Below are 14927 nucleotides of genomic sequence, written 5' to 3'. Positions count from 1 at the left end.
ACAGCAGTCGTGCCCCAACCCGCTGCCGCAGCCACAGCCACAGCCACAGCCACGGATCTGCACTGCTCGTCTCCTGCTCTCCCCCCTCCTGACGGGCCCACCGTCGCGGGACTGCTGTCGCCGGCACCTGCCCCGGCGCCGCGTGGAGCCACCCAGCTGTGGCCCGGGGAACCTCGGCTCTGGTCCTGGGGAGACTGGCACACCGGTGAGGTCCGCACCGAGCAGTGCGCACACGTCCGGCTGGCCGTCGTCGGTCAGTGCCTCGCGGACGAAGTGACGATGCGTGACGACCTACAGCGGGCCGTGCAGGACGGCCGCTGGGAGCGCCTGACTCGATGGCCTGGCGCCTACCTGCTGATCACGCTCCACGACGATGGTCGCCTCATCGCGTATGCAGACTCGGCGGGGCAGTTCCCGCTCTATTACGGGCGCCGCGGCCACAGCACGGTCCTGTCCACCCGGGCGAGGACGGCGGCGGCCCTGTCCGGGGCAGCCGGCCGACCCGACACGGCCGCGCTCGCCGCGCACATCGTCTGCCCCGCCGTTCCAGAACTCACGGAGGGGCGCACAGCTCACGACGGCATCCGCCGACTCGGTGGCGGCCAAGCCCTGGAAATCACTCCCTCCGGCGGCTGCACCCACTGGACGTACGAGGACCTCGCCCCCGACCCCGACGCACGGTTCGAGGACAGCGCAGCCCAATTGCGGTCAGCCCTCACGCGCGCCGTCGCCCTGCGCACCGACAGCGCCCCGCGGATCACCTCGGACTTCAGCGGTGGCCTGGACTCCACCTCCCTGGCCTTCCTCGCCGCCCGCACGACCCGCTGGGCGCCGCTGGACGCCTTCGTCTACCACCACCCCGACGCACCCACCGGCGATCTCACCCACGCCCTGGTCCACGCCGAACATGCCCGGTCCATCCGGCTCTCCGTGACGTGCGGCAACGAGGAGTCCCTGCCCTACAGCGGCCTGTCCGAGCACGGCTCTGCGGACCAGCCCGACCCGGCGGCAGTCATCGGCGCCCGAACCCGCTTGCGCATGGACCACATCGCGCGCGGCGGCCCCGGTATCCATCTGACCGGCGAGGGCGGCGACGCTCTCTTGGCCGCGCCCCCCGCCTATCTCGGTGACATCGCGGCCACAGCCGGACTGCGCCGGCTCCTTGCCGACGGGCGCGCGCTGGCTCGCATGCGCCAACTCTCCCCAGCAGATGTCATCCTGCGAGCAAGACGCCTTGCCCGCACCCCTCTGCACCGGGCGATGAGGGAACTCGCCCGCCGTCTCGACGAACCCCTGGACCATCCGCCTCAGTGGGCGGACGCGGTTGCCTGGTGGCCGGCTCCGGGACCGGAGACGACCTGGCTGGCCACCAGAGCACGCCGCCACTTGGTCGAACTGGCCGAGGAGCGTGCCCGATCGACCGGCCCCGCATCTCCTTCGGCGCCGGCGACGCCGGGCACCCGGGCAGTCCTGTGCGAGCTACGTACCTCCGCCGCCACACAGGCTCAACTCGTGGCTATGGCACGCCCGTTCGGCATCTGGCCGCACGCCCCCTTCCTGGACAATGAGGTCGTACGGGCCTGCACCCGGCTCCCGTTGCCGCACCGGATCGACCCGTTCACCGCCAAGCCGCTGTTGGCGGCCGCTCTGACCGATCTGGTCCCCGGCCCGGTAATGCGGCGCAGGACCAAAGGCGACTACGCGGCCGAGAACTACCGCGGCGCCCGCCGCTCCATGACACACATCAGAGAACGGCTTCTCCGCTCCCCGCTGGCCGACCTCGGAATCATCGAACCCTCGCGGGTGATCGCCTCGGTCGAACGAGCAGCCGCGGGTTTGCCCGCACCCTTCCCAGCGCTGAACCGCCTGCTCGGCGCGGACCTATGGCTGACGGCCGGCGACAGCAGACAGGAGCGTCCATGACGCGGTTGAGCGTGTCCGAGCACGTGCGCGAAAGTACCTCACCGCACGGTGGCAGCGTGCTGCTGGACCTGAAATCGGGCCACTGCTTCGCGATGAACGCCATCGCTCACGCCCTCTGGCAGGAATGGCGCCGTAGCGGGAACTTCGACGCCGCGGTGTCGGTATTGGCCGGCCGTTACCCCGACCTGCAGCACGACCGGCTCCGCGAGGACGCCCGCCGCCTTGCCGCCGACCTGATCAGCCTCGGCCTCCTCACCGCGTACGCCCCGAGCCGGCCGCCCTCCGCAGTGGAGCAACACACAAACCCGACGGGCGACGCTCCGCCTCCTACGGTGGACCATGCACTGGTCACTGCGAGCCGAAGTCCGGGTGATCGCGCATCCGCCTGGCAAGCCCCATCGCAGGGCGAGGACCTGCATGGCGTGGAAGTGCCCCGTTTCGCAAGCCAGATGACAATGACCGCCGACCCGGTGCGGGCCGAAGGCGACCGCTCATTTCGCGGCGCCGTCAACGTGGTAATCGGCCTCTGCGCGCTCTTCGGCGCACTGCTGTTGATCCGGTTGCCGTTGAGAACCGTCTCCTTCACCGTGCGCTGGACGGCACGCATCTGGTGCCGGCGGGAGGCCACGTCGGAGCAAGCCGTAGCCGCCCTGGCGGCGGTGCGGCGGGCAGCCCGGTGGTACCCGGGACGCGCCGCCTGCCTTGAGTTGTCCCTGGCCACGCTCGGGGTCCTGGCCACGACCGGCCGACGGGTGGTGTGGTGCATCGGCACGGCGGACGACCCGTACCGTTTCCACGCGTGGGTTGAAACGCAGGGAGTAGCCATCGCCTCACCTGACGAGTACGGCAACTCTGATTTCCGCCGTGTTCTGGTTGTGAGCTGATCAGTCGGGCAAGCCGACCGTCGGAACGGGGCGCTGCGAGCGACCCACTCCACGCCCCCCCACTACCACGCTTCAATTCGCACACGCCTGACGCCTGTCGGGCTCCCTACCGAATAGTTCCAAGAACGTCGTCGAAAACTCGTGCGTAATCCTCTTCATCGGCCAGACTTTGTACGCTAGCCTGACAAAGTGAAGGGGCGGTCACCGGTCTCCCGGCAACCGCCCCCGTTGGTGGGGTCTGCTCGCCCCTCAGACGCGCGGCAACAGCGCGTCAACCAGCGTCATGTCACCGTTTCCTCGAGACATCACGATCAGGAACACGAGGACCATGACGATGATGACCACTCGCACGTGCCGCCAACGCACAGAGATCGAACAGCGGGTGGTCATCGTCATCTTCATACCCATGTGACTTCACCTCACCTTCCCGCGCGTCGACAACGGCGCCCGGCAATGCGGGTGCGGCGTCGACTCCGCGTCGAAGACAAGTGTTCCCGTCAACCTGCTGCAGAACAATGGCCTTTGCCGCGTCCCCACGCGCCGCGTGAGCCCCAGCCCTGGGGAGTCCAGTCTGCGTCGCACTTCGATTCGCCTGTGGCAAGCGAGTGAGACATACCATGGGAACGAGAACCGAAAATTGAGACCGCTCTCTGCCCATGGCTCCACCTCAGCGGACACCATGGAATGCAAACCGTCTGGCACCGCCATATCGTCAGCGAGATTTCCGTCGGCTTGACGCCCGCCAGCGCACGCCCAGCACCCGATTCGAAGCCGAACGGAGAGTGAACGCCCCGGCGCTCATCGAATAATGCGGTGCAGGCCTCAAATCGACGCCTCCTTTGCGTATGAGACTGCACCTCGAACTCATCCGAATGTGATGCAAGTCACAGACAACAGCATGGCTGTCGGGCGCAGGCCTCCTGACCGCCGTCGAACGCCCCCGGCGTGCACCGGAGCGCCCCCGCTTAGGGGATGACCGTCGGCGCTCCTGCGCCAACCATGAAGGGGGCCGGGCCGGGACCGGCGCCACGGAGGCGGCAGCCGTCGAGAGCGTGCAGGAGGCAGCGATGGGGCGACGTTGGCTGGTGACGGGGTGTTCCTCGGGACTGGGCCGGGCTCTGGCCGAGGCGGCGGCGCGGGAAGGGCACGACGTGGCGGTCACCGCGCGCGACACCGCCGCCCTGGACGACCTGGCCGCCGCCTGGCCCGGGCGGATCGTCCCCCTCCCACTGGAACTGCGCGACGCCGCCCAGTGCGAGGAGGCCGTCCGCACCGCCACCGACCGTCTGGGCGGGGTCGACGTCCTCGTGAACAACGCGGGTGCCGGCCTGTTCGGCGCGGTCGAGGAAGTAACCGACGCCGAGTTGCGCGACCAGCTGGAGACGCTGGTCGTGGGCCCCTGGCGGCTCGTCCGCCTGGTCCTGCCGCTCATGCGCGCCCAGGGACACGGGCACATCGTCAACGTCTCGTCCCTGGCGGGCCGGATGGCGTTTCCCGGACTGGGCGCGTACGTCGCCGGGAAGTACGCCCTGGAGGGGATGAGCCAGGCGCTTGCCGCGGAGGTGGGCGGCCAGGGCGTGCGCGTCACCGTGGTGGAGCCCGGCGGCTTCGCGACCCGCTACGGGACGTCGCTCGCGGAGTCGGACCGCCGGCTGCCCGAGTATGCCGCGGTCACCGCCGAAACCCTGAACGCGGTGCGCGGTATGGCGGGCGACCCCGCCACCGGACGGCCCCAGGACTTCGCCGCCCGGATCCTCGCCATCGTCGCCGCCGACGGGCCCACCCCGTTGCGCGTTCCGGTGGGCGATGACGCCTACACCTACCTGGAGATGGCCGAGCAGGCCGCCCGCGAGGAACTCGCCACCGCCCGCGCCCTGGTCGGGGGGCTGTCACCGCTGCCGTCCGCCACGCCGTAGCAGCCGCGCCAGGCACCGCCGACCACGTGTGGCGGCCCGACCGCGGCCTGACCGCGGCTCGTCCGCAAGTCCCACCATCCGCCGGTCAGCGAACAGTGAGCGTACTTGCGGCCGCACAAGGCCGCCGTACCTCACGTGTGATGAACTGTGGCCGGGTTTCGGGACGTTGATCTCGTCTCGAACAAGGGAGTGGGAGGGGCCGTGGGCCTTGGTAGGGGGACGTGGCCGCGACTGACCGCCGTGGTGCTCGTCATGGCGGTGGCGGCCGGGTGTACGGGGCAGGGTGAAGGCGCAGGCGGCGGAAGCGACGAGGACCTGCTGCGGAACCACGACTGGACGCAGATGCCGGGCACCACCGCGCGGAACGACACGCTGCGGGTCAGCACACTGGATCGGCACATCGTTGAGCAGGACTCCTCCGGCGGCCAGCCCAACCCCCCGCTGAACCTGGCCGGCCCGCATCTCAGGTCCGAAGGCGACTTCACCGTCACCGCGCGCATGTCCGGTGTGGGTGACGACGGCGGCGACTCATGGCTGCGGCTGTACGGACGTGTACCGGTCATCTACGACGAGTGGCGGCAGGAGCGGCCCTCACTGCGCGTCGGCGTGACCGCTGACGGAGAGGTGAAGGTACAGATATGGGACGGCGAGGGCGATGAGCCTGCCACCTCCAAGGAATTCGGCTGCGGCTGCTCCGGGGCAGTGACGCTCGCTGTGTCGAGCATCGGTGACACCTTCCGCGTGGAAGCCGACGGGCGGCGGCTGGGTACCGTGCACGACCCGGGGGTGTTCGCCGAGGGCACTGTCTGGTTCGGTCTGGAGGCGGACGCAGGCGAAGACGACCGTCGCGAGGGATGGCGTCTGACACAGCTGACCGCGCGGGCGGAGAGCGGTGACTCGCTCCGCGTGATCAAGGCGCCGCAGCTACGCCAGGAGCAGTCCGACGACTCGCTGCGTGCGCGGGCTGCAGACGTGGGGCGATCGTTCGACGTCGGCACCGCCCTGGCCGAGAACCCGCTGCTCACCGACTCGGGCTACCGGGCGCTCGCGGGAAGCCAGTTCTCCATGCTCACACCGGAGAACGCGTTCAAGCCGCAGTTCCTCCATCCACGCAGGGGCGTCTACGACTTCCGCGACGCGGACCTGCTCGTACGTTTCGCCCGCGCCAACGACATGAAGGTGCACGCGCACACCCTCGTCTGGCACGAGGCCCTGCCCACCTGGATGCGGGAGAACGACGACCCCGAGGAGGTGCGCCGGACCATGCTCCGGCACATCGCCACGGTCGCCGGGCACTTCGAGGGGAAGGTCGCGGAGTGGGATGTGGTCAACGAGCCCATGTCCGACGACGACAGTAGCTACACCAACGGGGATCTCGGTCTGCGCTCCGAGCAGAGCCCGTGGTTCGAGGCCATGGGCGAGGAGTACATCGACGAGGCGTTCAGGGCCGCCCACCGGGCCGATCCGAAGGCACGGCTCTTCCTCAACGAGTACGGGGTCGAGGAGGAAGGCGAGCGGTGGGACGCCCTTTACGCTCTGGTCAAGCGACTCAAGGAACGCGGCGTGCCGATCGACGGCGTGGGTTTCCAGAACCATGAGTACGCACCCGGCGACCGCACCGACCCGGAGACCTTCCGCAGCCATGTGCGGGATCTGGCAGAACTCGGGGTCCAGGCGCGGGTGTCGGAGATGGACGTCCCCGTAGCTGAGGACGAGGAGGACGGGCGGCAGATCCAGGCTGATGAGATGGCGGGCAAGCTCCGGGTCTGCCTGGAGGAGCCGAACTGCACATCGTTCTCCACCTGGGGTTTCACCGACCGGTACGGTTCCACCGCCGACACCGAGATCTATCCTCCGCGCCCGGCCGATTCCCTGCCGTGGGACGCGGCTTTGCGGCCGAAGCCGGCGTACGAGCGCTTGCTCGAGACCTTTGACGAGAAGTGAGAAAGCAGGGTGCGATCTCGGTCTGATGTCGATGGTGATGAGGATGCCGTGCGGCAGGCCGTCTTCGGCGACAGCGGCGTCGCTGCGTCGACCGGTTTCCCCTCAAGGGGGTGCTGCTTCGATCGCACAGACCGGTTCATGCGAGGTCGAAGGCGCGACGGGCGCGTTCCACCTCGGGCATGTGTGCCGCAACCCAGTCCAGGAGCACCTCGATCGGCTGCCGCATCGTCTTGCCCAGGGGGGTGATCCGGTACTCGACGGCGACGGGGCGGGAACTGAGGAGCACGCGCTCCACGATGCCGTTGCGCTCGAGTCGGCGCAGCGTTGCGGTGAGCGACTTCTGGGTCACCGCAGGGATCGCACGGCGCAAGTCGTTGAACCGGCAGGGGCGTTCGCAGAGTTCGTTGAGGACGCTCAGCGACCACTTGTCCAGCACTTGGTCGAGGAACTCCCGATGGGGGTGCTCGATCCTGAGCTCGCCGTCGTCGCTGTGCGCAGTAGCCGGCACGATACCTGGTCTCCTTGAAGTGTCCTTCGTCTACCAGGTAGCAAAGGTATACCTAGTTTGTCGAAGTGAGGAGACCTCCATGTCCGTGCGTCGTTTCACACCCGCAGGCATGATGCAGCCCACCCCGTACGAGCATGTGGCCGTGGGCACGGGAACGCGTCACGTGCATGTCAGTGGCCAGGTTGCCCGGTCGGCAGACGGGATGCCCCTCGCCCCGGGAGACCTCGCCGGACAGGTCGCCCACGCGCTGCGGAACGCCGGGAAGGGACTCGCGGGGGCGGGTGCGTCATTCGATGACGTCCTGAGGCTCACGTTCTACGTCACGGACTGGGCGCCCGAGAAGATCGGCGCGTTCATGGAAGGGGTGGAGCAGGTGGCGGAAGAGATCGGATTGACGGTGCCGCTTCCGCCCTCCTCGCTGATCGGGGTCGATTACCTCTTCGAGCCCGACGTCCTGGTCGAGGTGGAGGCGACGGCGATCCTCGATTGAGTCGGCCCCTGGCGCCCATGCGATTCGTAGGTGTGGGCCCCGGTCCTTCGGCGTCTCGAACGTCGGGGAGGCACCACAGTGCCCTGACGCGCCCCTCCCTGCTTCCTGGCCGCTGACCGGCACTCGGATCCTGGACAACATTGCCGGGAAGCGGCAATGCGAGGGTGGGCGCCTGAGATGCACCATGGGCTGCGGGGAGCACCACGGGAAACTCCGGTGCCGGACACGGCCGGTGTCCGGCACCGGAGGCCCGTCACAGCGTGCGCGTCCCAAGCGACCTACGGACGGGTCAGGTCAAACGCCGACCCATCCTCGCCGACTGACGGTTGTGGCCCTTCGTGTCCCACCACTCCTCCAGATGGGCGCGAACCAAGTGCACCAATTGCTGCAAGCGGTCATGGCAAGGGGTGGGCGAGGTGAGCACGTCGGTCCAGGAGCTGTCGGCCCAAGGGAGGGTGACCGCCCAATGCTCCGCGGGGCAGCCCTGGCGTGAAACAGTCAGCTGGAAGATCAGCGTGGCACTCCGGTTGGCGTGGTGCTCGACCTCCAGGCGGACAACGTCGAAGCGCAACCCATCAGCGGTGACGTACGAACCACTGAGTGCCAGCTCCGCTAGTGTCTGTTTCTCCACGGCCCTTCCCAGCCCCTTCTCCTACATCGTTCCACAAGTGCGTGGCGCTAGTCGGCCGTGAGAGGGGCCCGCATCCGCGGGCCGCTCTCACTACGTCAAGCCGCGATCAGCTCCTGCGACAACAGCTGCGGCAGCAGCAGTTCGCCCGTGTGGACCACCGCGTCGAGGAGGGCCCGGGTGCCCAGCACCAGGTGTTCATCGGCGGTGTGTTCCCGGTTCGAGTGTGAGAAGCCGCCGGTGGAGGGCACGAACAGCATCGCGGTCGGCATCCGTGTCGAGATCACCGAGGCGTCGTGTCCCGCGTACGACAACAGCGGTGCGCACCTGGCGGTGTGCCGGCGGCACACCTCCTCCACCACGCCGACGACACGCTGATCGAAGACCGCCGCGGGCTTGGCGCTGGTGCACTCGATCTGTGCGGTGCACTCCTCCTCAGCGGCCACCAGGACCAGGAAGTCGGTCAGGGCCCGCTCGATCGCGTCCAGTTCCTCCTCCCTGCCTGCCCGGACCTCGAGTTCCACCCGGGCTGCCCCCGGGACCACGTTGGCGGCGGCCGGGTCGAAGGCGATGACGCCGGCGTTGCCGACGGAAGCCGGGTCGGCCTCCTGGCAGATGCTCCTCAACTCGGCCGCGACGCGGGACGCCACGCGGCCGGCGTCCTGCCGCATCTCGAACGGCGTGGTCCCGGCGTGATTGGCCTGCCCACAGGCGGTGACGCTGTAGCGCCGCACACCGACGATGCCGGTCACCGGCGCGAGGTCGAGGCCGGCCCGTTCCATGCGGGGACCCTGCTCGACGTGCAGCTCGATGTACCCGAACAGGTCTTCGGCGTGCGGGTCACGGGTGAGTGCGGTGGAGCCGGTGAGCCCGCCCTGGCTGCCCTCCCTCACTCCCTCCTCGTCGAACCACGCCACGGACTCGACGTGGTCCGCCATGGGATGGTCGGCCTCATGGAGCGTGCGCAGGACCTCCATGGCCGCGATCACGCCGTATGCACCGTCGAGGTGCCCGGCGGCGGGGACGGTGTCGGAGTGCGAGCCAATGAGCAGCCACGGTCCGGTGGTCGCCGAGCGGCGGGCGAACACGTTGCCGGTGGCGTCGTAGGACGAGTGCAGGCCTGCCACGCGCATGGTCTTGTCGATCCAGTCGCGGGCGGCCATGTCGGCGTCGTTCCCAGCGATGCGGTGGACGGCGCCGTCGGCTCCGGCGCCGATCTGGGCGAGGTGTCTGAGGTCCTTGAGCAGGCGTTCGGCGTTGATCTCCGGTATGACGGACATGCGGTTCCCCCTGGGTGAAGCCGTGTGCGGGTGTCGGTGGGCGGTGGGTCAGCGGCGTGAGGACGACAGGGCGACCCCGGCGATGATCAGACCCATGCAGGCGAACTGGGCCAGGGTCGAGGCCTCGCCGATGGCGAAATGAGCGAGGGCCGCGACGCAGACGGGCTGCAGGTAGTAGACGACGCCTGCGCGAGGTGCGCCGATCATCTCTACCGCCTTGTTCCAGACGAAGAAGGCGAGTGCCGACGACGCGACGCCGATGTAGACGAGGGCGGCGAGGTTGCCGCCGGTGGGAGTGAAGCCGCCTTCCACGTAGAGGGAGACGGCCTGCGCCGGGACCAGCATGACCAGGCCGAACAGCACGGTTGCAGCCAGGAACACCACCGAGGGGATGTCCTTCGGCTTGCGCTTGAGCAGCGCGGAGTACCCGGCGAAGGTGCCCATGGCGGCGATCATCCAGAGGTCGCCCACCGCGAAGTCCATGTCGAACAGCACGGCGAGGCTGCCTTTCGCCACCAGTGCCACCACACCCGCCAGGGCGAGCAGCATCCCTGCGGCGCGGACCGGGGAGAGACGCTCTCCACCGAGCGCGGCGAACACGGCGATGAGCACCGGGGAGGCGGCGGCGATCAGGGCCAGATTGGTAGCCGACGTGGTGCGCCCGGCGATGTAGATGAGCGTGTTGAACAGCGTCATGCCCAACAGGCCCACCAGCGCGATGTACCGGGTGTGCTTGCGGATGGCCGCGCGGTGCTCCCACAGGCCCTTGGCGGCGAACGGCGCCAGCGCCAGAAGGGCGATGGTCCAGCGCCAGAAAGCGGTCTGCACGGGGGCGATGTCGTCGGACAGGGCGCGGGCGATGACGAAGTTCCCGGACCAGATGAGCGTCGCGGCCCCGGCAAGGAGAGGACCCAGCCATACGGCGGCCCGCTTGGCGGGACTCACCGGCAGTTCGGAGGTGGTAGGGGCGGTACGTGCCTCCTTGGTGGTGGTTGTCGGCGTGCCTTCGGTGGTCTTCGGCGTGCCTTCGGGGGGCTTCAGCTTGCCTTCGGTGGTCTTCGGCTTGTCTGCCGTGGTGATCGGCGTGCCTTCGGTGGTGGTCACCGGGTCGGTGCTCCTTGGGACATCAGGCGGAATGGACGAGTGGGTGGGATGTCGATGCGCGGGACGGCCGGTGGTCAGCTCCACCCGGCACTGTCCGTGGGCGAGGCCAGGGGCCGGGCGATGCCGGCGACCGTGTCGCCGGTGCCCACCGGCTGGCCGCCTCCCGCACCCAGAAACGCGGTGGCGAGGACGGAGGTCGAAGCGGCGAACAGTAGGGCGAATCGGCGGAACACGGGCATACTCCTGCACGGTCGGGACGGTCTCGGGACGGTCACGTGGTGGGCCGGGCCGCGGCGGTGAGCTCCGCGCTGTCCGGTGATTTCCACGGTGCCCGGAAGGCGACCCGCCGGGAAGTGGGACAGGCAGGCAGCAACCGTCCCGGCAGGCTCATGCCTGCTCGGCGCGGGCAGCCCACTGGGGCTCCGCGCCCCCGGTCAGGGCAGCCAGCCGTGCCGCTCGGCGAGCACCCCGGCCTCGAACCGCGAGCGCGCCCCCAGCCGCTGCATCAGCGACGACATCATCCGCCGCGCGGTGCGCACCCCGATGCCCAGTTGCTTGGCCGCGGCCTCGTCGGTCATCCCCCGGGCGAGCAGCTTGAGCATGTGCCGCTCCTGTCCGGTCAGTACCTCCCCGTCGCGGTCCCGGTCGGCCGCGGTGCCGAACGGAGCCGCCTGCTCCCACACCGCTTCGTGCAGGGCGGTCAGGGCGGTGATGACGCACGGACCGGAGACCTGGACGGCTCCGGCGGCGGTGTTGTCCGGGTCGACGGGCAGCAGCGCCGCGGTGCGATCGAACAGCACCATGCGGATCGGCAGGGCCGCCGTGGTACGCACCTGACCGCCGGAGTCGGTCAGCCACTGCGCGTACCGCAGCGTGTCCTGGTCGTTGCGCACGGAGTCCTGGTAGAGGGTCCGCATCTCCACCCCCCGTCCGAGGAGGGCGGCGTCCAGCGGCTTGGAGGCCTCCAGCTGGGCGACCGGCTGGGCCCCGCCGGGGTGGAAGGACAGCAGCCGCTCGGTGCAGGAGTGGGTGAGACGCTCCAGGCGGTCCTGGATCCGCTCGATCGAGGGCAGCTCCTCGTAGCCGTATCCGCCGCTGGGTACGCGTGCCTGTGTCTCCAGGATTTCCAGCGCCGCCGCCCGGCCCGCCGCGAACTCCTCCTGCGCGCGGCGCACTTCCTCCTCACGGCGGGCCAGGAGGATCTGGACACCGACGTCGAGGCTGACGGGCCGCAGGATCGACGAGTCGGAGAACGTCGGCCGCAGGAGCCTTAGTTCACCCAGCCGGTCCAGGCCCGCGTGGATCTCCGCCTCGGGCAGGCCGAGATGGACGCTCATCTCGGGAACTCCCCAGCCCGGCCGGTCGAGCATCGCGCGGTAGACGGCCTCGGACGTGGTGTCGACACCGAGTGTGGACAGCACGGAAACATCCCCCGTTACTGGTTACTGCGCGCCCGTGCGGGATTCTTTCACGGCAGGCATGTTCGTGCCCAGCCGGATCCTGCCAAGCCCGGCGACTGTCCTGGGGCCCGGGGCGGGGACAGGCTGGCTCTCATGCGTATTCCCGTCGTGACCCTGGCCCACGAGTACGGTGCCGTGCCTCCACCGGGGCTGGTCGACATCCTGTGGGCGCAGGCCCGCCCGGCGGACGGCGTCGAGCACATCCGTGTCACCGCGGGCAGGGGACGAGCGGTGATCACGTACTTCCTTCGCGCCGGGGACGACCGGTCGGCCGTCGCGGCGGCCAGGCAGTTGACGGACCGGGCGATCGCCCAGGCACCGGCCCTGCGCGGATGGCGCGCCGTCTGAGAGGTCCCGGGGACTCCCGGATCCGCCGGCGCCATGCCGGCGACCTGTCCCGGGCGGACGTCCGCCCCGCCGGCGGTGCGCGCCGGGCGGCGAGGGCCTGTCGGTGTGAGGGTCAGACCAGGCCGACCCGCCGGGCGGTTGCCTCGGTCTGCTCCAAGTGGTCGCGGGCGGTGGGTCCCAGGGCCGCGATGACGTGGGCCACGACCGTCTCGATGACGGCGAGCGTCGGTACCAGGCTGTCGTAGGGCGAGGTGGAGGCGACGCGGCTGGGCAGCACCACGTCGGCGTGGGCGCTGACCGGCGAGAGGAAGGTGTCGGTGAACACGACCACCTTGCCCCCGCGTTCGCCGGTGAGCTGGGCGAGGGTGAGGTTGTCCGGCTCGTAGCGGCGGTAGTCGAAGACCACCAGGACGTCCCGCCGGTTCAGGCCGGACAGGACCGCTGTGCGTTCCACGTCCCGGTCCGGAAGGATCTGCACCGCGTCGCGCATCTGCATCAGGTGCAGCGCCAGGTACTGGGCCAGCAGGTGGGTGAACCGGCCGCCGCAGAGCAGGATCCGCCGCTTGGGGTCGCAGAGCAGGGCGACGGTGGTCTCCAGGTCGTGCGTCGGCAGTTCGGCCAGGGTCTGGGCGACGGAGGTGCTGAACGTGGACCCGCTGCGGGCGAGCAGCGTGCCCTCGGCGGAGTCGCCCGGGGGCGCGCCCGCGGCCTCGTACAGGGACAGCGGGGACGCCTCGCGCTCCTGCACCTCGGAGCGCAGGGCGGCCTGGAACTCGGGGAAGCCGCCGAAGCCCAGCCGGCCGGCGAAGCGCAGGACGGTCGGTCCGCTGACGCCGGCCCGCTCGGCGATGCTCGCGACGGTCTCGAACCCGACCGTGGGGTAGCCCGCGAGGATGACCCGGGCCACCTTGCGTTCGGCGGGGCTGAGTTCACCCAGGTTCAGGCGGATCTCGTCGGCGAGCGTGCCGTGGGTCACGGGTGTCTTCCTTCCTCGGGTGGAGCGGCCGGTGTGCCGGGTGGGCGTCCGGCACACCGGCCGCGGTGGTGCTCACTGCGGCCGGACGGAGACCGACAGGTTCAGCAGGGTCCGCGGCGTCGAGCGGTCCGTGCTCCAGGCCGTGAAGGACGGCCCTTTGGTGAGGACGGCTGCGAACTGCGGGTCCTTCTCAAAGGTAGTCGCCGTGACGGTGTCCCGGGCGCGGGTGCCGGCGAGTGCCCGGGCCGTGGAGCGGAAGGAGTACGGGACCCCGTCGGGGTTGTCCACGGAATGGAAGACGTCGCCGTTGAGCGGGACGGGACCGGCACCGGTCGGTGTGTACCGGTGCTTGGCGGGGCCGGGCTCGGCGTGCCAGAGGGCGGCGTCGTAGTGGTCGCCGTCGGTCAGGTAGCTGTAGCGGGCCCCGGTGAGGGTCCAGCCGTCCGCGGACGTCCTGGCTCTGGCCGCGCGCAGGTCGAAGACGGCGAGGCCCTGCGTCCCGGCGACCGTCATGGTCTCCCTGGTGGTGCCCGGGCGGTCCACGATCAGGGCGGTGTTCTCCTCCAGGGCGTAGACGCGGTCGTGGCCGGTGTCGGCGGCCAGGCGCAGGATCCGGCCCTCGCGACCGTACGCGCCGGTGTGGGTGTCGATCAGGCCGGAGCGCAGGAACCCGAAGCCGCCCTCGGGGAGGTGGCCGAGGCGGGTGGGGTCCTTGAAGTAGCCGGGTGCACTGCCGTCGCGCAGCCCTTGGTAGGACTCGCCGCCGGTGACCATGTCCCGCCCGGCGGCGATCTGCGCACCGGCCGAGGTGCCCGCGACGACGGCCCCCTGCGCGAGCCGGCGGCGGATGGCCGCCAGGGCGCGGGAGTCGGTGTGCTCGTCGCCGTGCAGCAGGGTGGTGACGTAGCGGTACTGGTCGCCGCCGCCGAGGAAGAAGCCCGTCATGGACTCGATCTGTGCGACGACCTCGTCGTCGTCGGCGTTCGCGAGGTGGTCCAGGTCGATCGGGATCCACTCGGCGTCCGCCGCGCCATGGCGCTTGAACAGGTCCGCGTAGTACGCGCCGTTGCACGCCGAGTTGTTGCACCGGTCGGGGTCGCCGGCGTCCGGGTCCTGGCCGGCCGGGACGGAGGCGGCTGTCAGGACGCCGATGCGGGCCCGGTCCCCGCCGGCGCGGCGGATGATCTCGCCGTACACCTCGTCGTTGTCCGCGCTCAGTGCCCCGCCGACCAGGACGAGCGAGCCGGGCCGCGCCGCGACGGGCCCGGGCGCGGCGCTGGTGGCGGCGGTCGCAGCCGTGGCGGTGGTAGCGGTGGCGGTGCTAGCGGTGGCGGGCACGGCGGTCAGGAGTACCACGCATGCGACGCCGGCGGCGCCGAGGGTGCGACGCCGTGCGGGCAGGGGTCTGGACACGAAGCCTCCAAAGTGGGTTGTCGCGCTGAGGATGTGGTGCCGGGCGGAATCTG

Annotated in this window: 15 protein-coding genes; 6 read left to right on the top strand and 9 right to left on the bottom strand. The window is 70.1% G+C overall.

Features of this window, described 5'->3' with window-relative positions; translation table 11 throughout:
- Nucleotides 1-9 precede the first annotated feature (9 nt).
- Both ACZ6ZN_RS19265 and ACZ6ZN_RS19260 read left to right on the top strand, forming a co-directional pair.
- Nucleotides 10-1923 carry an albusnodin/ikarugamycin family macrolactam cyclase gene (locus ACZ6ZN_RS19265; RefSeq protein ID WP_469647722.1) on the top strand — a complete coding sequence of 638 codons (1914 nt, stop codon included), beginning with the start codon at nt 10-12 and terminating at the stop codon, nt 1921-1923.
- Nucleotides 1924-1979: 56 nt separating this feature from the next.
- Nucleotides 1980-2807 carry a lasso peptide biosynthesis B2 protein gene (locus ACZ6ZN_RS19260; protein ID WP_451878876.1) on the top strand — a complete coding sequence of 276 codons (828 nt, stop codon included), beginning with the start codon at nt 1980-1982 and terminating at the stop codon, nt 2805-2807.
- A 249-nt stretch (nt 2808-3056) separates the two neighbouring features.
- Here ACZ6ZN_RS19260 and ACZ6ZN_RS19255 read toward each other — a convergent pair whose 3' ends face one another.
- Complete coding sequence (locus tag ACZ6ZN_RS19255; protein WP_451878877.1) at nt 3057-3215, bottom strand: hypothetical protein; 159 nt, start codon at nt 3213-3215, stop codon at nt 3057-3059.
- Nucleotides 3216-3874: 659 nt separating this feature from the next.
- Between ACZ6ZN_RS19255 and ACZ6ZN_RS19250 the strand changes: the two genes are divergently transcribed.
- Both ACZ6ZN_RS19250 and ACZ6ZN_RS19245 read left to right on the top strand, forming a co-directional pair.
- Nucleotides 3875-4723 carry an SDR family oxidoreductase gene (locus tag ACZ6ZN_RS19250; RefSeq protein ID WP_469647720.1) on the top strand — a complete coding sequence of 283 codons (849 nt, stop codon included), beginning with the start codon at nt 3875-3877 and terminating at the stop codon, nt 4721-4723.
- Nucleotides 4724-4924: 201 nt separating this feature from the next.
- On the top strand, nt 4925-6667 hold the full coding sequence (locus ACZ6ZN_RS19245) for an endo-1,4-beta-xylanase (RefSeq protein WP_469648052.1): 1743 nt from the start codon (nt 4925-4927) through the stop codon (nt 6665-6667).
- A gap of 136 nt (nt 6668-6803) precedes the next feature.
- Here ACZ6ZN_RS19245 and ACZ6ZN_RS19240 read toward each other — a convergent pair whose 3' ends face one another.
- The gene (locus ACZ6ZN_RS19240; RefSeq protein WP_469647718.1) at nt 6804-7175 is read right to left on the bottom strand and encodes a winged helix-turn-helix transcriptional regulator; all 372 of its coding nucleotides are present in this window, start codon (nt 7173-7175) and stop codon (nt 6804-6806) included.
- Between the two features lie 79 nt (nt 7176-7254).
- Between ACZ6ZN_RS19240 and ACZ6ZN_RS19235 the strand changes: the two genes are divergently transcribed.
- The gene (locus tag ACZ6ZN_RS19235; protein WP_469647715.1) at nt 7255-7665 is read left to right on the top strand and encodes a RidA family protein; all 411 of its coding nucleotides are present in this window, start codon (nt 7255-7257) and stop codon (nt 7663-7665) included.
- Nucleotides 7666-7954: 289 nt separating this feature from the next.
- On the opposite strand, the gene ACZ6ZN_RS19230 is transcribed toward ACZ6ZN_RS19235, so the two are convergent.
- The 5 genes from ACZ6ZN_RS19230 to ACZ6ZN_RS19210 form a co-directional block, all read right to left on the bottom strand.
- The gene (locus ACZ6ZN_RS19230) at nt 7955-8296 is read right to left on the bottom strand and encodes a hypothetical protein (RefSeq protein WP_469647712.1); all 342 of its coding nucleotides are present in this window, start codon (nt 8294-8296) and stop codon (nt 7955-7957) included.
- Between the two features lie 95 nt (nt 8297-8391).
- Nucleotides 8392-9573, bottom strand: coding sequence for a M20/M25/M40 family metallo-hydrolase (locus ACZ6ZN_RS19225; RefSeq protein ID WP_469647709.1), 1182 nt, complete (start codon nt 9571-9573; stop codon nt 8392-8394).
- A 48-nt stretch (nt 9574-9621) separates the two neighbouring features.
- Entirely contained in the window at nt 9622-10524 is a 903-nt protein-coding gene (locus ACZ6ZN_RS19220) for a DMT family transporter (protein ID WP_469648049.1), read from the bottom strand.
- 227 nt (nt 10525-10751) lie between these two features.
- Nucleotides 10752-10910, bottom strand: a complete 159-nt coding sequence (locus ACZ6ZN_RS19215; protein WP_469647707.1) for a hypothetical protein — start codon at nt 10908-10910, stop codon at nt 10752-10754.
- Nucleotides 10911-11111: 201 nt separating this feature from the next.
- Complete coding sequence (locus ACZ6ZN_RS19210) at nt 11112-12098, bottom strand: helix-turn-helix transcriptional regulator (protein WP_469647706.1); 987 nt, start codon at nt 12096-12098, stop codon at nt 11112-11114.
- Nucleotides 12099-12230: 132 nt separating this feature from the next.
- Here ACZ6ZN_RS19210 and ACZ6ZN_RS19205 point away from each other — a divergent pair, with 132 nt between their 5' ends.
- Entirely contained in the window at nt 12231-12485 is a 255-nt protein-coding gene (locus tag ACZ6ZN_RS19205; protein WP_469647704.1) for a hypothetical protein, read from the top strand.
- A 112-nt stretch (nt 12486-12597) separates the two neighbouring features.
- Here the strand turns inward: ACZ6ZN_RS19205 and ACZ6ZN_RS19200 are convergent, their stop codons facing one another.
- Together ACZ6ZN_RS19200 and ACZ6ZN_RS19195 are read right to left on the bottom strand one after the other, a co-directional pair.
- Nucleotides 12598-13461 (bottom strand): MurR/RpiR family transcriptional regulator, encoded by an 864-nt coding sequence (locus ACZ6ZN_RS19200; protein ID WP_469647702.1) that lies wholly within the window; start codon nt 13459-13461, stop codon nt 12598-12600.
- A 72-nt stretch (nt 13462-13533) separates the two neighbouring features.
- On the bottom strand, nt 13534-14799 hold the full coding sequence (locus tag ACZ6ZN_RS19195; RefSeq protein WP_469647701.1) for a cyanophycinase: 1266 nt from the start codon (nt 14797-14799) through the stop codon (nt 13534-13536).
- Nucleotides 14800-14927 lie beyond the last annotated feature (128 nt).

Source organism: Streptomyces sp. NPDC053665 (assembly GCF_055585285.1).
The sequence above is the reverse complement of the archived record's forward strand: the minus strand, read 5'-3'. Positions and strand labels throughout refer to the sequence as shown.